Raw genomic sequence first — 19,871 nt, 5'->3', positions numbered from 1 at the left:
CGTGAGCGTCGAGCAGGAGCGCGACAAGGCCGTCGCCACGCGTGCCCGGGAAAACGTCTTCGCCGGCATCGACATCGACCGGATGTCGGAGCGGCGCGACGATCGTCTGTGGGTGGAGGAGATGGAAGCGCGGCCCGACAGCCGCTTCCTCGTCCTGGACGCGGAAGGCCGGGCCTTCGTTCTCGCGGAATCCGACGCCCCGCAATGGATGTCGCCCGCGATGCGCGCCGAGCGCTTCGGCGACATACCGTCCACCTTCCTCGGCCTCGCCGCCGGACGTGCGTGGTTCGCCCTCGTCGTCGACGAAGCGCAGGCAGAGCTTTTCGTTTCCCTCACCGGTGCACGGCGCATGTCGCTGCGCGAGGCCGGGCTCATCCTCGATGCCTTCGACGCCGGGCTGTTCGCCTATGCGAAGGGTATTGCCCACTGGCAACGGCAGACCCGGTTCTGCAGCCAGTGCGGCGCGCCCACCCTTGTGGTGGCGTCTGGCCATCGCGTGCAGTGCACGAACCCCGACGGCGCCCACATGCACTTTCCGCGCACCGATGCCGCCATCATCGTGATCGTCGAAGACGGCGACGCGTGCCTGCTCGGACGGCAGCGCGGCTGGCCGCCCGGCCGCTATTCCACGCTCGCAGGTTTCATCGAGCCGGGCGAATCGCTGGAAGATGCCGTGCGTCGCGAAGTGCGCGAGGAGTCCGGCGTCGAAGTACTGCATGCCACCTACCATTCATCGCAGCCGTGGCCACTGCCCGCCTCGCTGATGGTCGGGTTCACCGCCACGGCGAAGACGCGCGAGATCCACCTGCGTGACGACGAACTGGAGGACGCCCGCTGGTTCACCGTGGACGACATCGTGCAAGGCATGGCGTCGGGCACGCTCGGCGTACCGCCGCCACTATCGGTGTCGTACCGCCTGATCGAGCACTGGCTGGGCGTGCGCGGCGTGGATCTCGACGAATTGGTCGCCAGCAGCGCGCGCTGATCCTCCTGCTTCGCCTACAATCGAGGCATCGACCCGCGGATCGTGTCTGCCCATGGCCTTACGTCTCCTCGCCGTACTCGTCGCCCTCATCATTGTCTGGAGCGTGCCGCAACTGGCCCGCTGGCGTGACGACCGCTGGTTCCGCCTCTGGGTCGGCCGTCTCGCCGACATTTCCGGCCCGGGCAAGGTCGCCGTCGTGTTGCTGGTACCGGTGATCGCCTGCATCATCGTGGCGGGCATCCTTCGTTCCCTGCCCTTCTTCGACCTGGGTTGGCTCGTCTTCGCCATCGCCGTGCTCGTCTACGCGCTGGGCCCACGCGAAATCGAGACCGACATCGACGCCGTCCTTCGCGCGGGCGACACCCTGCGCCGCGACGAAGCGGTGGCGGCGCTGCGCCACGACGATGCGCCGCTCGGCTGGTTTGCGCCCGTGCTCGTGGAAGCCGCGTTCTATGGCGCCTTGCGTCGTCGCTTCGGCGTGCTGTTCTGGTTCTTCCTTCTCGGCCCCACCGGCGCCCTCGGTTATCGGCTTGCCCAGACCCTCGCCCGCGACGCCGCGATGGGCCTGGACACCGCCACCCGCGCCAGCGCGCGCCGTCTCGCCGATGCGCTCGACTGGATTCCCGCACACCTGATGGTGTTCGCGATGGCGCTGGTTTCCGACTTCGACGCCGTCATGGGCGCATGGAAACAATGGCACCGCACCTCGGGCAGCCCGCGCTCGCGTCTGGAACCGGATTTCCTGGGCGCGGTGGCACGCGCGGGCGTCGACGCCGATGTGGAAGCCGGCGACGGCTATGTGCAGGACGTGAGCGATCCCATCGCCGAACTGGAAGACGCCCGCCGCGTTATCCGCCGCGTACTCGTCGTGTGGCTGGCGGTAGTGGCGGTGATCGTGCTGGCCGCCTGGTTCGCCTGACCCCTACGCCTTGTTGCCGCGCAGTTCGCTTACGCGAACCTGTAGCGCGGCCGCATTGGCTTCGTCCGCCGGGACCGGCGCACCGCCCACCAGCTCGATCTTCGACCAGAAGCGCCTTGGCAGGCGGGCGCGGTGCAACGCGCTGTCCCTGCGGCTGAAGATGCTGCCCCACATGCCGCGCAAGGCCAGCGGCACGACGGGAACCGGCCGGCGGGCGAGGATGCGGTCGATGCCGGGACGGAAGTTCTGGATGCCGCCATCGCGCGTGATGCCGCCCTCAGGGAAGATGCAGACCACCTCGCCACGGGCCAGCGCCTCGTCCACCTCTTCGAACGCGCGCTCCATCAACTGCGGATCTTCGTTCCGACCCGCGATCGGGATCGCCTTCGCGGTGCGGAAGACGAAATTCAGCACGGGAATGTCGTAGATCTTGTAGTACATGACGAAACGCATCGGCCGGCGCACGCTGGCCATGAGGATCAATGGGTCCATGAAGCTCACGTGGTTGCACACCACCAGCGCCGCACCCTCGTCCGGCACGTTCTTCAATCCGTCGACGCGCACCCGATAGAGCGTGTTCACCAGCACCCAGGTGACGAAGCGCATCATGAATTCGGGGACGAGCGTGAAGATGTACACGGCCACCGCGATGTTCACCAGGCCGGTGACGAGGAAGATCGTCGGCACGTCGAGACCCAACGCCGTCAGACCGATACCGAACGCCGCGGCCGCGCAGATCAGCAACGCATTCACGATGTTGTTGCCGGCGATCACCCGCGACAGGCGCTCGCGCGGTGCGCGACTCTGCACGAAGGCGAACAGCGGCACCACGTAGAATCCGGCGAACGCGCCGATCATGGTGAGGTCGAGCATGGCGCGCCACGCGCCGGGTACACCCACGAACGCCGCCCAGTTCAGCGCCACGCCTGCCGTGACGGCGGGGCGCGCGAAGTACAGGTCGACCGCGAAGACGGTGAGTCCGAACGCGCCCATCGGCACCAGGCCGATTTCGACGCGCTTGCGCGACAGCCGTTCGCACATGAGCGAACCGAGGCCCGTTCCCAGCGAGAACAGCGTGAGCACCAGCGTGTTGACCGACCCGTCACCGCCCAGCACGTGGCGTGTATAGGTGGGTAGTTGGGCGATCATCACCGTGCCAAAGAACCAGAACCAGGAGATGCCCAGTACGGCGTTGAACACCGCACGGTCTTCGTGCGTGATCCTCAGCACGTGCCAGGTTTCGCTGAACGGGTTCCAGTTGAATCGCAGGCCCGGCGCGGTGGCCGGGGCGGAGGGAATGGCGCGGCTGGCGAGGTAGCCGGCACACGCGATGCCGATCGTCGTCAACGAGGCGGCCAGCGTGCCATAGCCGGCGATCAGCATGAGCGAATTACCGACGATCATGCCGATCAGCATCGCAAGCTGCGTACCCGTTTCCACCAGCGCATTTCCGCCGACCAGTTCGCTGCGCTCCAGCGCCTGCGGAAGGATGGAGTACTTGATGGGCCCGAAGACGGTCGAATGCACGCCCATGAGGAACAGCACCACCAGCAGCAGGGACACGTGATGGGTGAAGAAGCCGACGGCGGCGATCGCCATGGCCGCGATCTCGAACAACTTCACGTAGCGAATGATCCGCGTCTTCTCGAACTTCTCCGCAAGCTGACCGGCCGTGGCGGAGAACAGGAAATACGGAAGGATGAAGAGCGCGGGCGCGAGGTTGGTGTAGAGCGATACCTGCGCGTCCGGCAGCCCCATCTGGAAGGCCACCAGCATCACCATCGCGTTACGGAACGCGTTGTCGTTGAACGCACCGAGCGCCTGTGTCCAGAAGAACGGCGCGAAGCGCCGTTTGGCGAGAAGGGAGAACTGCGACATCCGGTGCACCCTGTTGAATTCGCGCCAGTGTAGCCGGTCGCGCCGACGCGCTCCTATCAGAAGAACGGCATCGGAATGGGTGCGGCGGTCTGCCGTGCGCGGCTACCGGGTTACCTGCGTGACAGTGCGCGGTGCGCGATGTCGCTGCGATGGAAGGCACCGCTGAAGCGAATGCCATCGACCGCCGCATAGGCTCGCCCGCGTGCCTCGACCAGGTCGGCCCCGAGCGCACAGACGGCAAGCACGCGTCCGCCCGCCGTGACCGGGCGTCCGTCCGCGCCTTCCGCGGTACCGGCATGGAACACTTTCACGTCCGGCCCGAAATCGGTGTCCGCTCCCTCGATCAGATCGCCCGATCGCACCTTTCCGGGATAACCGCCTGCCGCGATCACCACGCCCAGCGCGGGCCGAGGATCCCACTCCGCCTGCACGGCGGCGATACGGCCGTCGAGCGCCGCCTCGACGAGATCCACGAGATCCGAGCGCAACCGCAGCATGATCGGCTGCGTTTCGGGATCGCCGAAACGCACGTTGAACTCGATGACCTTGGGTGCACCGGTCTTGTCGATCATGAGGCCGGCATAGAGGAAACCGGTGAAGGGCATGCCGTCGGCCGCCATGCCCGCAAGCGTGGGCTCGATCACTTCGCGCATGACACGGGCGGATACTTCGTCCGTCACCACGGGCGCCGGCGAGTACGCGCCCATGCCTCCCGTATTCGGGCCCTTGTCGCCGTCGTCGCGGCGCTTGTGGTCCTGGCTGGTCGCCATCGGGAGGGCGTGCACGCCATCGGCGATCACGATGAAGCTCGCCTCTTCACCGTCGAGGAATTCCTCGATGACCACGCGCGAGGAGGCGTCGCCAAAGGCCTGCTGGCCGAGCATGTCTTCGAGCGCTGCCTCGGCTTCGGCGAGTGTCATCGCCACGATCACACCCTTGCCGGCGGCAAGGCCATCGGCCTTGATGACGATCGGCGCGCCCTTCTCGCGAACATGCGCGAGTGCGGGCGCCAGTTCGGTGAACACGGCGTAGTGCGCGGTGGGAATGCCGTGGCGGGCAAGGAAGTCTTTCGCGAACGCCTTGCTGCCCTCGAGCTGCGCGGCAGCGGCGGTCGGTCCGAAGCAGCGCAGGCCTTCCTGCGTGAAGCGATCGACCACGCCGGCCACCAGCGGCACTTCGGGGCCCACCACGGTGAGCCCGACACCCTCGCTGCGCGCCAGGCTCACCAGGCCATCGATATCGGTCACGGCCACCGCGGCATTGCGCATACCGGGCTCATGCGCCGTTCCGGCGTTGCCCGGCGCCACGATCACCTCGTCCACGCGCGGGGACTGGCCGATTTTCCAGGCCAGCGCGTGTTCGCGCCCGCCGCCGCCGATGACGAGGACTTTCATGGGATTCTCCGGATGTCGAGCCACGCATTCTAGCGTGGGCCCGGATGCGGGCGAAGAAACCTCCTGCTCGGAGAGGGCTTCTGTGGGAGCCGGCTATGCCGGCGATCCCGCGGCAGCGGGCAACCCTGCCGCAAGCACCCATCGCCGCTGAAGCGGCTCCCACACTAAAGCGCGGGTCGAATCAGCGCCAGCAGGTCGCCGCGCGGGAGCTTGCCGGTTTCGTTGCGCGGCAAGGCGTCCACCATGCGCAGCGGACGGGGAAGGAAGACGGGATCCATCGCCTGGCGCAACACGGCGAGAACCGCCTGCTCGGTCATGCCCGGGGCGACCACCAGGCCGGCGATGCGGCGGATGCCGGAGGCATCGGGTTCGTCGAGTTGGAACAGCACGCCATCGCGCACGCCCTCGATGGCCAGCAGGCGGCGATTGAGGTCGCCGAGCGATGCGCGCTTGCCCGCGATTTCCAGCAGATCGGTATTGCGTCCGCGCAGGCGGAAGCGGCGGCCTTCGTCGTGCAGCGTGACGATGTCGGCGAGCGCGATCGGTTCGGCCAGTTGCGGGGCGTGCACCAGCGTGCCGTCGGGCTGCGGGTGCAAGGTCACGCCGTCATAGAGCGTCCACTCTTCGTCCACCGATGTGCGCCGGCTGGCGAAGACGCAGGTTTCCGTGGAACCGAAGACCTCGCATACCGGGGCGCCGAAACGCTTCTCCGCTTCCGCCGCCAGCTCGGGCGGCATCGGTGCGGTGGCGGACACGAACGCCGCGAGCGTCGGTAGCTGCACGCCGGATTCCACGATGGCGCGCAGGTGCACGGGCGTGATGACCAGCACGCGAGGTTCGGGCATGGTGCCTAGCGCCGCGGCCACATCGGCGGGAAAGAAGGGACGCCCGGCATGCACGCTCACTTCGGACAGAAGCGGCATCAGCACCGACATCTCCATGCCGTACATGTGTTGCGGGGGCACCGTGGCCACGAGGTCGAAGGCGCCCCCGACGGCCTTGTCGAGCATCCGCACGTTGCCCGCATTGCTGGCGACAAAACCGCCCCAGGTCTTGATGTTGGGTTTCGGCCGACCCGTGGAACCCGACGTGTAGCCGATGGCGACCACCGCATCCGCCGATATGGACGGAACCTCGTGGCTTGGCGTCACGTCGTCGTGGAGCGGAGGCATGCGCAGATAGCCGGCGGGTGCGGGCGACAACGCCAGCTCGCCGATCGCGTAGGACCCGGGATGGCCGGCCATGACCTCGTCGACCGCGTGCGGTGCGCGCGAGGGGGGCAGGAGGTTGGCCTGGCCGCGAACGACCAGCGCCGCGAACGCGACCAGGAAGGCGTAGCGGTCCTCGCAGAGGTTCACCGCGCTGTCGGCCTCGGGAAGCAGGGCCGCCACCTGGTGCACGTGGCCCAGGAAGGTCGCGGCGCTGACCGGGCGGCCTTCACGCCAGGCGACAGGTCTTGTCAGGGTGCCGACGAGCAGCGGCGAGGGTGCGCCCACCAGGCGCCCGGTGATCTCATGAACGTTCGACGACAACTGATTTCCCCCCGACTCAGGCGCGGATCATAGCGCCGCTCAGGGCGTCTCGGATGACGGTGGGCCGATCGAGGCCCCCGAGGGGCGCGTCCAGCGCGCCGTCCAGGCGGTTGCCGAAGTAGCGTTCCAGCGTGGCGAGGTCCCGGGCCGGCGGCTCGCCATGCGGATTCGCACTCGTGGACACCAGCGGCCCGCCGAAGGCGCGGCACAACGCGGCCGCAGGTTCGTGGGCGGTCACCCGCAACGCGATGCCGGCATGCGCCCCCGCGACCCACTCGGGAACCTCGGCACTTCGCGGGAAGACCCAGGTGTTCGGGCCGGGCCAGGAGGCGCGCACTTGCGCCAGTACGCCGGAGGGCACCCGCGCGAGGTCGATATACGGCTCCACCTGCGCGAAATCCGAAGCGATCAACAGCACGCCCTGCGTGGCCGGGCGCCCCTTCAACGTGAATATGCGCTCGAACGCCGTCCTGTCGTGAGGATCGCAGCCGAGGCCGAAGACGGCTTCGGTAGGATAGGCGAGCACGCCGCCGTCGCGCAGGATCGCGACGGCGGCGTCGAGTTCGGAAAGCTGCAAGCGCCGCATATCAGTCCGCCGTGCGGGACGCCGTCTTCGTGGCCTTGGCCGCCGCCGTCTTCACGGCTGCCTTCTTCGCCGCGGTCTTCTTGGCGGCCGTCTTCTTTGCCGGAGCCTTTTTAGCGCTCGCCTTCTTCGTCGCTTTCTTGGCCGCCGTTTTCTTCACGGCGGCCTTCTTGGCGGTGGCGTCCTTGGCGACGGTCTTCTTCGCCGCCGCTTTCTTCGTGGCGGTTTTCTTCGCGGCGCGGCCGCCACGCGGCTTCTTCACCGGAGCGGCGGCCAGCAGCTCGGCGCACTCGGCTTCGGTGAGGGTCTTCGGATCCCGGTCTTTCGGGATGCGCGCGTTCTTCTCGCCGTCGGTGATGTAAGGACCATAGCGACCGTTGAGCACCTGCACGCCGTTGCCGAAGTCGAGGATGGTGCGGTTGGCGATGGCTTCCAGCTTTTCCTGCACGAGTTGCAAGGCGCGCGGCAGCTCGATGGTGTACGGGTCGTCCTCGGGCTTCAGCGACGCGTACGTGCTGCCCTGCTTCACGAAGGGCCCGAAGCGGCCGATGCCCACGGTGACGTCTTCGCCGGCTTCTGACTGGCCGAGCGTGCGCGGCAGCTTGAACAGTTCCATCGCCTCGTCGAGCGTGATGGTGTGCATGCTCTGGCCGGGGCGCAGGCTGGCGTACGTGGGCTTGGCCTCGTCGTCCTTGCTGCCGATCTGCGCATAGGCGCCGTAGCGGCCGAGGCGCACGGACACCGGCTTGCCGGTCTTGGGATCGGTACCGAGTTCGCGCGCGCCGGTGGCTTCGCTACGATCGACGGACTCGGTCTTGTCGTCCACCAGCGTCTTGAACGGCTGCCAGAAGCGTTCGAGCAGCGGCACCCAGGCCTCTTCGCCGCGGCTGACCGCGTCGAGCTCGTCTTCCAGACGCGCGGTGAAGTCGTAATCGACGTACTGCGTGAAGTGCCCGGAGAGGAACTGGCTGACCGCCCGGCCGACGTCGGTCGGCTTGAAGCGGCGATTCTCGAGGAGCACGTATTCGCGGCTCAGCAGCACCTGGATGATGCTGGCATAGGTGGACGGGCGGCCGATGCCGTATTCCTCGAGCGTCTTCACCAGGCTGGCTTCGGAATAACGCGGCGGCGGCTCGGTGAAATGCTGGTCGGCGTCGATCTTCGATACCGGCACCACGTCGCCCTGCACCATGCGCGGCAGGCGGCGCTGATCGTCGTCGTCCTCGTTCTTCTGGTCGCGGCCTTCCTCGTAAACGGCAAGGAAGCCGGGGTCGACCACGGTGGTGCCGCTGGCGCGGAAGGCGGAATCGGCCACCGGAAACTCGACGGACACCGTGTTCAGGGTGGCATGCACCATCTGGCAGGCGACGGTGCGCTTCCAGATCAACTCGTACAGCTTGCGCTGGTCGTCGTTGAGGAACGAGGCAACGCTGCGGGGCGTGCGCATGGCCGAGGTGGGGCGAACGGCCTCGTGCGCTTCCTGTGCGTTCTTGGACTTGGACTTGTAGACCTGGACACCGTCTGGGAGCGCGCCTTTGCCGTATTCGCGCCCGATCAGGTCGCGCAGCTCGGCCACGGCGTCGTCGGAGAGCGCGACGGAGTCGGTACGCATGTAGGTGATGAGACCGACGTTGCCCTCGCTGCCGAGCGCCACGCCTTCGTAGAGGCCCTGGGCCACGCGCATGGTGCGGCTGGTGGAGAAACCGAGCTTGCGCGCGGCCTCCTGCTGCAGCGTGGAGGTGGTGAACGGCGGTGCCGGGCGGCGCTTGCGCTCGCGGCTGGTGACCTCGCCGACCGTGAACTTGCCGGCGGCGGCCTTTTCCAGCGCGCCGCGCGCCGCCATGGCATCGGCTTCGTTGGTGAGGTCGAACTGCTCGAACTTCTTGCCGTTCAGCTTGACCAGACGGGCCTCGAAGGCGCCTTCCGGGTGGGCCAGACTGGCCTGGATGGTCCAGTACTCGCGCGCCTTGAAGGCTTCGATCTCGAGCTCGCGCTCGACGATCATGCGCAGCGCCGGCGACTGCACGCGGCCGGCCGAGAGGCCCCGCTGCACCTTGCGCCAGAGCACCGGAGAGAGATTGAAGCCCACCAGGTAGTCGAGGGCGCGGCGGGCCTGCTGGGCGTCGACCAGGTCGTGCGACAGCTTGCGCGGGTTGGCCACGGCCTCCTTGATGGCCTTGGGGGTGATCTCGCTGAAGACCACGCGCTGGACGTCCTTGCCCTCCAGCAGCCCACGCTCCTTCAGGATCTCGCTGATGTGCCAGGAGATGGCCTCGCCTTCGCGATCCAAGTCGGTCGCGAGATAGATGCTGCTGGCGGCCTTGGCGGCCTTGGCGATGGCGTCGACGTGCTTCTCGTTGCGGTCGATCACCTCATAGGCCATGCGGAAGCCGTGCTCGGGATCGACGGCGCCCTCCTTCGGCCGGAGGTCGCGGACGTGGCCATACGATGCCAGCACCTGGAAGTCGGCTCCCAGGTACTTGTTGATCGTCTTGGCCTTGGCCGGCGATTCGACGATGAGGAGGTTCTTTGCCATGCGTTAACCGATTCCCAGGAGCGCGGGGCGAGTGAACCCCAGCGCATGTATATATTTAGTTGGAAACATATCGCCGTGACGGCTGTCAAGCCGTGGCTACCGGACCACGCGCTGATAACGGTTGCCGGGCAGCGTCGCGATCTCGCCTTCGAGTTCCAGTATCAGCAGCATCGACGACAGCGCCCCGGGGGAAAGGCCCGTCGTGCCCACAAGGGCGTCGAGGGAGGCGGGATCGTACCCCATGACGTCGAGCAGGCGGCGATATTCCTCATCCTGCCGCCAGTCGAAGGGGCCGGTCTTGCGTCTGTTCGCCCCGGCGGCCGGGCCTCCGCGCTCCAGCCTGGCCCGCAGTTCGGCCCCCAGCTCCATGGCGGCCGGGGCCAGGGCGGCCAGGACCTCGTCCGGGCGCTGGACGAGACGGGCCCCGTCGCCGATGAGGGCGTGGCAGCCCTCCGCCAGGGGGTTGTGGATCGATCCCGGCAGGGCGAAGACCTCTCGCCCCTGTTCCCCGGCGTAGCGAGCGGTGATAAGGGAGCCGGAGCGCAGGCCGGCCTCCACCACCATCACGCCCAGGCTGAGGCCGGCAATGATCCGGTTGCGCTGCGGAAACTGGTGCGCGAGGGCCGGAACACCCGGCGGATACTCGCTGACGATGGCGCCCTCCGCCGCGATGCGGCGGGCCAGGGCATGGTGCTTGCGCGGGTAGACCCGGTCCGGACCCGTGGCGATCACGGCCACGGTCGGCTGGCCGGCGTCCAGGGCCGCGGCATGTGCCGCCCCGTCGATGCCGTCGGCCATCCCGCTGGTAACCAGGAGCCCGGCGGTAGCCAGCTCGCCGGCAAAGCGCCGCGCGTTGGCGAGGCCCGGCTCCTGGGCCCGGCGGGCACCCACGATGGCCACCTGAGGCCGCAGGAGGAGCGACGCGTCGCCTTTCACGAAGAGCGCGGCGGGCGGATCCGGGATGGCCTCCAACTGGGGCGGGAAATCCTCCTCGGTGCAACGGAGCATGCGCTGGTCGTCCCCGGCGAGCCACGCGAGGTCATGGGCCAGCGTGGCCTCATCGGGGCGCTCGATCCAGGCCTGGGCGTCGGGGCCCAGGGCGTCCGGGTGGCGCTGCAGCCAGTGCAGCAAGGCGGACGCGCTGCCGCGGGCGACAAGGCCCTCGCGCAGGCGCCGCGCACTGAAGTCGGGAATGCGGAGGAGGATCAGCCAGTCGCGCAGGTCGTGGTCGGGCTCGGTCATCCGCGCAGTTTAGAGCGCGTGCGGCTCGTTCCTGTCCGAGCAAGCCGCCTGCGCGAGTGGCGTATATCCGCTTCGGGCTCCGTCAGGGCTGTATCGCCACCGCACCGGGCACGCGCCCGGTGGGTATCGTCGCCATCACCTTGTTGGTGAATGGGTTGATCACCGAGACGGTGTCCGACTCGCCGTTGGCGACATAAATGCGGCCCGACCTCCGGTTGACGGCCAGGGCGGCCGGTGAATTCCCCACCGGTATGGACCCCATGACGGTACGGTTGAATGGGTTGACCACGGAAACGGTGTTGTCGACAAAGTTCGCGACGTACACGGGAATGCCGATCGGACTCACCGCCACCGCGGCGACACCCTCGCCGGCCCCGATGGTGGCTTTCACGGTGTCAGTCGTCGCATCGATGACCGACACGTCGTTGGAGCCGGCGTTGGCGACATAGACGCGGGCGCCCACGGGGCCGACGGCGATGCCGTAGGGCGTGTCGCCTGCGGGGATGGTGGCGGTAACCGCGCGTGTGGTCGTGTCGATTACGGACACGGTGCCGTCGCCGGCGTTGGCCGTGTATACACGGCGACCATTGGGGCTCACGGCGATGGCGATGGGTACGCTGCCGACGCTGACGGTGCCGACCACAACACGGCTCAGACGATCGATCACGGAGACCGTGCCGGCGTTGGCATTCGCCACATAGATCTCGGCGCCGTTCGGGCTGACGGTGACGGACGCGGGCGTGCTTTCCACCGTCACCGTTGCTGCAACGGCGTTGGAGGCCGTGTCGATAACGGAAACGGTGTCATCATTGGCATTGGCCACGTAGACCTCCGCTCCATCCGGGCTTACAGCGACCCCGGCAGGGCTCTTGCCAACCGGAATGGTGGCCATCACCGTGTTCGACGCCATGTCGATTACGGATACGGAATTGCCAAACTGATTGCCAACATACGCATTGTTGTTGTGGGCCGCCGCGGGCAGGGCCCCCAAGGCGAGCAGTAACGGCAGGGCATGGCGAAAGAGCCTGAACGTCGGTGATCCGGTCATGAATGCCTCGAAAGAGTTCATGGGGGCGGCGTACGCCGCTGCATGCGATCGCAAGGTTTTTCCGGAAGCGTCATCCCCGCTTCCGGAACCATTGAATCGCGGGTGGATTGCTTATTCCGGCATCACCAGCTTGTCGCCCTTCTTCAGCGGGCGCAGCGCGTCCATCACCAGGGCGTAGCTCACGTGGTCGAAGGTGCGGAAGACCATGAGGTGGCCGCCGTATTCGTCCGGCAGCTTCACCTTCCGCGAGGTGTCGCGGCGGTTGTAGTTGCCGCTGACTTCGTCGGCGATGGTTTCGCCCTGGCTCATCACGGTGAAAGTGGTGCCGTTGTCCACGCCGTCGGCCGAGCCGGCCGAAATGGACACCACCTGGCGGCTGCCCACGCCGTTCATCGCATCCGTGAAGCCGATGACGCGTGCGTCGGCCGGCACCGACTTCGGTGCGTGCGGGTAGAAATAGGGGTCGTAGGGCTTGTCGTCGATCTGCATCAGGCGGTCGCCCTTGCGCACCTCGAGGGTCGAATCGACCAGCACCAGGCTGGCGACGTCCCCGTTGGTGGCGATGACCTCGGCCGTGCCGATCACGGACACTTCCACGCCGCGGTCCTGCCCCTTGCCCGTGTGGGTGTCGTGGCGGGAATCCTCGCGCCAGGGGCTGGGCGCCATCGACACATCGCTGTCCAGTTCGTCGGCCACGAAGGAGCCGTGCGACGGATTGTTCAGCATGTCGAAGCCGCCCTCGTCGCCGCCGTGGTCACGGAAGCGGTTGGTGGGGCGCACGATGGCCCAGCGCTGGCCCGGCTGCGCGGCGTCGAGGTCGCGGGCGTAGATCTTGTTGCCCGGCGTGGCGCGCAGGTGCGCCTCCTCGAAGCCCACCAGGTACGGCGCCTGCTCCACCTCATCCGCATTCATCACGCGCAGTTCCTTCAGGAACATGCGCAGTTCGCTGAGCGGAATGGCCGTGATCGGCTCGCCTTCGCTGCGCACGCGCGGCTGCAGGCCGATGCGCGGGCCGCCGCCGAACATGGACAGGTTGAGGACGTCGCCCGGGTAGATCAGGTGAGGGTTGCGCACCTGCGGGTTGGCCTGCCAGATCTCCGGCCAGAGCCAGGGCTTGCGGAGGAATCGCGCCGAGATATCCCACAAGGTGTCGCCCTTGCGCACCGTGTAGGTGTCCGGATGGTCGGGACGGAGCTCGGACACTGCCGCATAAGCGGCCACGGTGAACAGCATGCCGCCAAGCAGCATGGCGAACTTCTTGATCATGGCGGGTTTTCCCCCTTCCCCGGTGCTGTCGCGAGTGTAACCGAATCGTTAATGGGCACAATACGTGCCCCGCGCTAGAATACGCGGGCATCCTACCTTCGCCGCTGCTTGGATTTCGCCGATTTGCCCGCAAATCCGCGGACGAGGCGCCGCACCGGCCCGTGAACGTTCAAGGTGACACCGTGTCCACCCTCGCCATCCTCGAATTCCCCGATCCGCGCCTGCGCACCGTCGCCGCGCCAGTCACCGTCTTCGACGCCGAACTCAAGCAGTTCGTGGCCGACATGTACGAAACCATGTATGCCGCCAACGGCGTCGGGCTGGCCGCCACCCAGGTGAACGTGCACAAGCGCGTGCTGGTCGCCGACATGAGCGACGAGCGCAACCAGCCGATGGTGCTGATCAACCCGGAAATCCTCGAGAAGGACGGCCAGCAGGTCTACCAGGAAGGCTGCCTGTCGTTCCCCGGCATCTACGCGGACGTGACCCGCGCGCTGCACGTGAAGGTTCGCGCGCAGGACGTCGACGGCAACGAGATCGTCGTGGAGGCCGAAGGCCCGCTCGCCGTCTGCATCCAGCACGAGATGGACCACCTTGCCGGCAAGGTCTTCGTGGATTACCTCTCGCCGTTGAAGCGCGGCATGCTGCTCAAGCGGATGGAAAAGCAGCGCAAGGCCAGCGCCTGACCGATGGCGAGCCGTTCCCTGCGCGTGGTGTTCGCCGGAACGCCGGATTTCGCCGTTCCCTGTCTCGAAGCCTGCCGCGCCTCCGGCGCGGAGGTCGTGGCCGTCTACACCCAGCCTGACCGCCCGGCGGGCCGCGGGCGCAAGCTTGCCGCCAGCCCGGTGAAGGAAGCCGCGCTGGCCGCCGGTATCCCCGTCGAGCAGCCGGAATCGTTCAAGGCCGAGGAAGACCGCGCACGGCTGGCCGCCCATGCGCCGGACCTCATGGTGGTCGTGGCTTACGGTCTCATCCTGCCGCGCAAGGTGCTGGCGATCCCGCGCCTCGGCTGCTGGAACGTGCATGCCTCGCTGCTGCCGCGCTGGCGCGGCGCCGCGCCCATCCAGCGGGCCATCCTCGCGGGCGACGCGGAAAGCGGCGTCGATCTCATGCAGATGGAAGCCGGCCTCGACACGGGCCCCGTGCTGATCGAACGGCGCACGCCCATCGCGGCGGACGAAACCGGCGGCAGCCTGCACGACCGCCTTGCTGCGCTCGGTGCCGATGCACTCGCCGAAGGACTGCGCCGCGTCATGGCGGGCGAAACCCTCGCGCCGCGCGCCCAGGCGGAGGAGGGCGTCGCCTACGCGCACAAGCTGGACAAGGCCGAAGCACGTCTCGACTTCGCGCAACCGGCCATCGACCTCGAACGCAAGGTTCGCGCTTTCGACCCCTGGCCCGTGGCGGAAGCCGATATCGCCGGCGAACGCCTGCGCATCTGGTCCGCGCGTGCGGTGCCAGGCGTGTCCGGCGCCGAACCCGGGCAGGTCCTTGCGGCTACCCGTGACGGCATCGACGTGGCGTGTGGCGACGGCGCGCTGCGCCTTCTCGCCGTGCAGCGGGCCGGCGGCCGCCGGATCGGCGCCGCGGACTACCTCAACGCTCGACCGGAGCTGAAGCAGGCAGCGCCGTGAGTCGCGCCCCCTCCGTGCGCGCTCTGGCGGCCGAGGCCCTCGCCGACATCGCCTTGTCCGGCCACTCGTTGCGCGACGTGGCCGACCGCGCCTTGCCGCGCTTGCCCGACCCGCGCGACCGCGCGCTGCTCACCGCCTTGCTGAACGACGGCGCGCGCTGGTGGCCGCGTTTCGACGCGGCGCTCGACCTGCTGCTCGACAAGCCGATCCGACGCAGCGAACCGGCAATCCACGCGCTTCTGGTGAGCGGACTGGTGCAGCTCGACATACTCGAATTGCCGGGCTATGCCGCCGTGGCCGCCACGGTCGAAGCGGCTCGCGAACTCCGCCGCCCTCGCCTCGCGGGGCTGGTGAACGCCGTGCTGCGCCGCTGGCAGCGCGAGCGCGAGGCCTTGTCGGCCACGCTCGATGCCACGCCCGCCACACGCCATGCCCATCCGTCCTGGCTTGCCGATGCCATCGCGCGCGACTGGCCCGACCAAGTGGACGACGTGCTGGCAGCCGCCAACACCGAGCCGCCGCTGATGCTGCGCGCGAACCGGCGGCGGACGACGCGCGACACGCTGGCGGAACGGCTGCGCGATGCGGGGCAGGACGTCACGCTGCATCCCTGGCTGGCGGACGGCCTGGTCCTGCCGCACAGCACCGACGTCACGCGCCTGCCGGGATTCGCGGAAGGTCTATTCGCCGTGCAGGACGGCGCCGCGCAGGTTCCCGCCGACCTTCTCGACCTCGCCGATGGTCAGCGCGTGCTCGATGCCTGCGCCGCCCCGGGCGGCAAGGCCTGCCACGCGCTGGAGCGGGCGAACGTCAATCTCCTGGCCGTGGAGTTCGAGGCGAAACGCGCGCCGCGTATCCGCCAGAATCTGGAACGCCTGGGGCTGAACGCGGAGGTGGTCGTCGGCGATGCGGCTGATCCTTCCGCGTGGTGGGACGGCCGGCCTTTCGATCGCGTGATGATCGACGCGCCCTGCTCGGCCACGGGCGTGATCCGCCGGCGTCCCGACGTACGCCTGCACCGTCGTGCCGCCGATATCGATGCACTGGTGGCGCAGCAGGAGCGCATCCTTGCGGCCTGCTGGAAAACGCTGGCACCGGGTGGCCGGCTGCTCTATGTCACGTGTTCGCTGCTGCGACGGGAGAACGAGGGCGTGGTGAATGCCTTCCTCGCCGGCACCCCCGACGCCTCGCCCATCCCCTTCACGCTGCCTGTGGGCCGGCCGGCCAAGGTCGGCTGGCAGGTACTGCCCGGCGACGGCGACCTCGACGGCATGTACTACGCCTTGCTGGAAAGGTCGCGTACGAGCGCTGCGTAAACGGCCTCGGTCGCGCTCACGAAGCGATCCATGCCGAATTCGGCCTCCGCGTGCGCCCGGGCGGCTCGCCCCATCGCCGGAAGGGTTTCGCGATCGTCGAGCATTCGTGACAGCGCCGTGGCGATCGCCTCGCGATTTCGTGCCGGCACGATCCATCCGTCCTCGCCCGCGTGGATGTTTTCCGGCAACCCCGCATAGTCGCTGACCAGCACCGGCTTTCCCATCGCCATCATTTCGCGGCATGCGAAGGAAATGGTTTCCACGTCCCACGACAGCACGAAGCCGGCGTCCAGTGCGGCCACCATGGGACGCACGTCGTCCAGCCGCCCGGTGAAATGAACCTGCGCGGCGACACCCAGCGCGTCGATGCGCGCAACGTCGTCCGCGTTGGGCAAGGCACCGGCAAGCACCACGCGCAAGCGCGATCGCCGCTCGGGCGACAGCAAGGCCAACGCCTCCACCAGATCCATCCAGCCCTTGTAACGCGCCGTGCCGGCGTTGCTGCCGATAAGAAGAGGCTCAGCGGATTCGGCAGGTTCGAGCCAGCTCGCTCGTTGTGCCGGGTCGGGGAGCGACGGAGAGAAGCGCTGGATGTCCACGCCATTGAAGACCGTGGCGATGCGGCAACGCGCATACGCCGACGCCTGCACCTGGCGACGCACGAAATCGCACACCGCGATGACCTGGTCGGTGCCGAAGCGCGCGCGCCAGGCGTGGCCGATGCCGGTCATCGGTTTGGAGTTGTGCTTGGTGAGCACGATGGCCGGACGCGGCCGGATGCCGCGCAAGGCCGACATGGTGAGCCGATGGTCGGCCGACCCGTTCACGTGCACGACGTCGAAACGCTCGCGACGCAGACAGGCAGCGAGTTGCTGCCTGGCCCGACGTCGCGCCGGCAGGCGCCCCAGACCGTTCGGGAAAGGCTGGTCCAGCACCTGAACGCCTGCGATCCCTCGCGCCTCGCGATTCAGCCGACTGCCGGGCGGCGCCGCGACATGCACGCTGTGGTGCGCGGCGAGTCCGCGCGCAAGCCCGAGGATGTAAGTGGTGTGACCGCCGCCGTCGCCGTCGTGGAAATTCGTGAAGAGGAGCTTCATCGGGCGCCAGGGTTCCGGGTGGCCATAAGGAAAGCTGAATTCCGGCCGCTGTGCCAGCGGGCGCCGAGCGGCATCGGCCATCAGTTAAAGTACCATGCCCTCGCGCCACTCCGGCGGCCGGGGTCGCCGTGAGGCGTGGCCGCCGTGCCGTCCCGATCCCAGCAAGGTGCCGAGTGTTCGAAAATTCCAATCCATGGCGCATGTGGATCGTCTCGGTGCTCATTGCCGTCATGCCGCTGACGTTCGCCCTGCCGCTCAAGGCAAAATCGGTTCCTGCGGCCATCCTCTTCCTGGCCGGCGCGTGGGCCCTGCTGCGCGACCCGGAAACCCGTCGCGCCTATCGCCGTGCCGTCTGGGTGATCGGCCCCGCCACGCTGGCGTTCGTTTTCTGGCTGGCGAACGTCGCCGGCCACGATGTGGACATGCGGGAGTTCGACGTCACCTCGCACATCCTGGCCTTCCTGCTCATAGCGGCGAACTTCGCTTCACCGCTACGCACCGCGGTATTGCGGGTCGGCTTCAGCCTGACGGCCGCGGTGTTGGGGTGCATCTGTCTGGAACAGCACTACATCGAAGGCATCGACCGGGTCTACGGCATCAACAACGGCCTTTGGGGCGCCATCGAATTCGGCATGTTCATGCTCGTGCTGTCGCTGATTGCCGTCGCACAGGCGATGCGCAGGGAACTGCGGGCCGGCGAACGCCTCCTCCATGGCTTTTGTGCGGCATTGGGCCTCTACGGCGCCATCCTCACGCAAAGCCGCGGACCGATGCTCGCCTTCCTGCCCGCGTTCGCCACCGTGGTGCTGATCCAGTCGCGACGCACCGGGCGCTGGCGCGAGGGTCTTCTCTTCATCGCGCTGGGCGTCGGCACCGCGTTGGCGGCCGTAGCCACCCTGCACGGGGAGATGCTCTCGCGTTTCGCCGCGGTATCCGAGGAGGTGTCCACCTATAGCGAACAGGACGCGACCGGCGCCGTGCGCGAGCGACTGGAAATGTGGCGCACGGCACGCATGGCGGTGGAGGATCACCCCCTCGCCGGCCTCGGCCTCAATCAGTTCGGCGACTACGCGCGGGCCCGCATTGCCGAAGGCAAGGTGAACGCGACGGTCGAGCGTTACGACCACCCGCACAGCGAATACCTCGAGTGGGCGGTGACGGGTGGCATTCCGGGCCTCGCCTTGCTCGTTCTCCTGTTCGGAAGCGCGCTTGTCTTCTTCGGCCGGTATGCGCTGCATCCGGACAACGCCATCGCCATGCCCGCCACGGCGGGACTCAGCACCGCGTGCCTGTATGCACTCTGCGCCCTCACGGACAACGTTTTCTACCGGGCCATGCCCCATTCGCTTTACTTCTTTCTGACCCTCGGCCTCGCCGTCTACATCGGGCGGCAGCTTTCCCCGCACGGGCAGGCGGGGCGCTGACGTGGCGTCGATCCACCTGATCGCCTGCGACAACGGGCGGGGCCTGAGCCACGACATCCGCCTGCTCGAAGCGGCACTGCGCGAGCTCGGGCACACGGTGTCGATCACGCCGGTGCCCCGGCGCAGCCGCGGGCTTCCGTGGCGCGCGTGGTGGCAGGCTCTGCGCATGCACCTGCACTGGCTAGCGGGCCGTGGCCCGCGCCGTTACGACCTCGGCATCACGCTCGAACACGTGCATACGGCCTACCTGGCGCTCGCCCGACGCAACGCGCTGGTGCCGAACCCCGAATGGCTGTCGCGCCGCGATCGCCGCCAGCTCCATCGTTTCGACGCCATCCTGTGCAAGACCGAAGTGGCGCGCGCCACGTTCGAGGCGCAAGGCCTGCCCGTGCACGTGATCGGTTTCCAGAGCATCGACTGCCGCCGCGAGGGCATCGCACGCGACAGGAGCTTCCTGCACCTTGCAGGCGCCAGCCGCATGAAGGGCACGGAGCGTCTGCTCGAAGTCTGGCGGCGGCATCCCGAATGGCCCACGCTGCACGTGTTGCAGTCGCCGTCGACGGCCAGAACGGACCGGCCTCCGGCCGCCGCGAATCTCGACCATCGCGTGGCTTATGTCGACGACATCGAGACCATCCGCAGGCTACAGAATGCCCATGCTTTCCACGTCTGCCTTTCCGAGGCCGAGGGATGGGGGCACTACATCGTGGAAGCCATGAGTTGCGGCGCCGTGGTGCTCACGACGGACGCCCCTCCCATGAACGAACTGGTGAGCGGCGACCGCGGCCTGCTGGTGCACGCCACGGAGAGCGGCACGCTCAACGCCTCTGCCCTGTGGCAGTTCGACGAGGCGGCGCTGGAAGCCTGCGTGGCGAAAGCGGCGGCCATGCCGGACGAGGAGGTGAATCGCCTCGGGCGGAATGCGCGTGCCTGGTACGAGAGGAATCAGGCCGGTTTCGCGGAACGCCTGCGCAGGGCGCTGGACGCACTGCTCTGATATCGTTCGTTTAGAATTCA

At 67.9% G+C, this 19,871-nt stretch carries 16 protein-coding genes; 7 read left to right on the top strand and 9 right to left on the bottom strand.

All coding sequences use genetic code 11. From position 1 onward, the window contains the following. Position 1 precedes the first annotated feature (1 nt). Together nudC and HBF26_RS08340 are read left to right on the top strand one after the other, a co-directional pair. Complete coding sequence (gene nudC, locus HBF26_RS08345; protein WP_338039647.1) at positions 2–985, top strand: NAD(+) diphosphatase; 984 nt, start codon at positions 2–4, stop codon at positions 983–985. A 52-nt stretch (positions 986–1,037) separates the two neighbouring features. Continuing rightward, positions 1,038–1,904, top strand: coding sequence for a cobalamin biosynthesis protein (locus HBF26_RS08340; RefSeq protein ID WP_167124957.1), 867 nt, complete (start codon positions 1,038–1,040; stop codon positions 1,902–1,904). A 3-nt stretch (positions 1,905–1,907) separates the two neighbouring features. On the opposite strand, the gene HBF26_RS08335 is transcribed toward HBF26_RS08340, so the two are convergent. From HBF26_RS08335 to HBF26_RS08300, 8 genes are all read right to left on the bottom strand, one after another. Continuing rightward, positions 1,908–3,782 carry an MFS transporter gene (locus tag HBF26_RS08335; RefSeq protein ID WP_167124955.1) on the bottom strand — a complete coding sequence of 625 codons (1,875 nt, stop codon included), beginning with the start codon at positions 3,780–3,782 and terminating at the stop codon, positions 1,908–1,910. Between the two features lie 110 nt (positions 3,783–3,892). Then, the gene (gene purD / locus HBF26_RS08330) at positions 3,893–5,176 is read right to left on the bottom strand and encodes a phosphoribosylamine--glycine ligase (RefSeq protein WP_167124953.1); all 1,284 of its coding nucleotides are present in this window, start codon (positions 5,174–5,176) and stop codon (positions 3,893–3,895) included. A 164-nt stretch (positions 5,177–5,340) separates the two neighbouring features. Then, positions 5,341–6,687: an AMP-binding protein gene (locus HBF26_RS08325; protein WP_338039662.1), complete on the bottom strand. Its 1,347-nt coding sequence runs from the start codon at positions 6,685–6,687 to the stop codon at positions 5,341–5,343. A 37-nt stretch (positions 6,688–6,724) separates the two neighbouring features. After that, complete coding sequence (gene tsaC / locus HBF26_RS08320; protein ID WP_167124949.1) at positions 6,725–7,294, bottom strand: L-threonylcarbamoyladenylate synthase type 1 TsaC; 570 nt, start codon at positions 7,292–7,294, stop codon at positions 6,725–6,727. A 1-nt stretch (position 7,295) separates the two neighbouring features. Next, positions 7,296–9,827: a DNA topoisomerase I gene (locus HBF26_RS08315; protein WP_167124948.1), complete on the bottom strand. Its 2,532-nt coding sequence runs from the start codon at positions 9,825–9,827 to the stop codon at positions 7,296–7,298. Between the two features lie 96 nt (positions 9,828–9,923). Further along, a complete protein-coding gene (dprA, locus tag HBF26_RS08310) occupies positions 9,924–11,069 on the bottom strand; it encodes a DNA-processing protein DprA (RefSeq protein ID WP_167124945.1) in 1,146 nt (381 codons plus the stop codon). A gap of 82 nt (positions 11,070–11,151) precedes the next feature. Further along, positions 11,152–12,138 (bottom strand): YVTN family beta-propeller repeat protein, encoded by a 987-nt coding sequence (locus tag HBF26_RS08305; protein ID WP_167124943.1) that lies wholly within the window; start codon positions 12,136–12,138, stop codon positions 11,152–11,154. Between the two features lie 90 nt (positions 12,139–12,228). Next, entirely contained in the window at positions 12,229–13,383 is a 1,155-nt protein-coding gene (locus HBF26_RS08300; protein ID WP_167124941.1) for a LysM peptidoglycan-binding domain-containing protein, read from the bottom strand. Positions 13,384–13,565: 182 nt separating this feature from the next. Between HBF26_RS08300 and def the strand changes: the two genes are divergently transcribed. The 3 genes from def to rsmB are packed head-to-tail and all read left to right on the top strand — an operon-like array spanning position 13,566 to position 16,333. After that, positions 13,566–14,069, top strand: a complete 504-nt coding sequence (gene def, locus HBF26_RS08295) for a peptide deformylase (RefSeq protein WP_167125517.1) — start codon at positions 13,566–13,568, stop codon at positions 14,067–14,069. Positions 14,070–14,072: 3 nt separating this feature from the next. Beyond that, complete coding sequence (gene fmt / locus HBF26_RS08290; RefSeq protein WP_193569824.1) at positions 14,073–15,017, top strand: methionyl-tRNA formyltransferase; 945 nt, start codon at positions 14,073–14,075, stop codon at positions 15,015–15,017. After that, a complete protein-coding gene (gene rsmB, locus HBF26_RS08285; RefSeq protein WP_338039646.1) occupies positions 15,014–16,333 on the top strand; it encodes a 16S rRNA (cytosine(967)-C(5))-methyltransferase RsmB in 1,320 nt (439 codons plus the stop codon). Before fmt ends, rsmB begins: the two co-directional genes overlap by 4 nt. Here rsmB and HBF26_RS08280 read toward each other — a convergent pair. Continuing rightward, positions 16,294–17,430, bottom strand: coding sequence for a glycosyltransferase (locus tag HBF26_RS08280; protein ID WP_167124939.1), 1,137 nt, complete (start codon positions 17,428–17,430; stop codon positions 16,294–16,296). The genes rsmB and HBF26_RS08280 overlap by 40 nt on opposite strands. 173 nt (positions 17,431–17,603) lie before the next feature. Between HBF26_RS08280 and HBF26_RS19860 the strand changes: the two genes are divergently transcribed. Together HBF26_RS19860 and HBF26_RS08270 are read left to right on the top strand one after the other, a co-directional pair. Next, positions 17,604–18,854, top strand: a complete 1,251-nt coding sequence (locus HBF26_RS19860; RefSeq protein ID WP_167124937.1) for an O-antigen ligase family protein — start codon at positions 17,604–17,606, stop codon at positions 18,852–18,854. A 1-nt stretch (position 18,855) separates the two neighbouring features. Further along, positions 18,856–19,851, top strand: a complete 996-nt coding sequence (locus HBF26_RS08270) for a glycosyltransferase (protein ID WP_167124935.1) — start codon at positions 18,856–18,858, stop codon at positions 19,849–19,851. Positions 19,852–19,871 lie beyond the last annotated feature (20 nt).

This window comes from Luteibacter jiangsuensis (assembly GCF_011742555.1).
Classification (GTDB): Bacteria; Pseudomonadota; Gammaproteobacteria; order Xanthomonadales; family Rhodanobacteraceae; genus Luteibacter; species Luteibacter jiangsuensis.
This window is presented reverse-complemented; position numbering and strand designations above follow the sequence as displayed.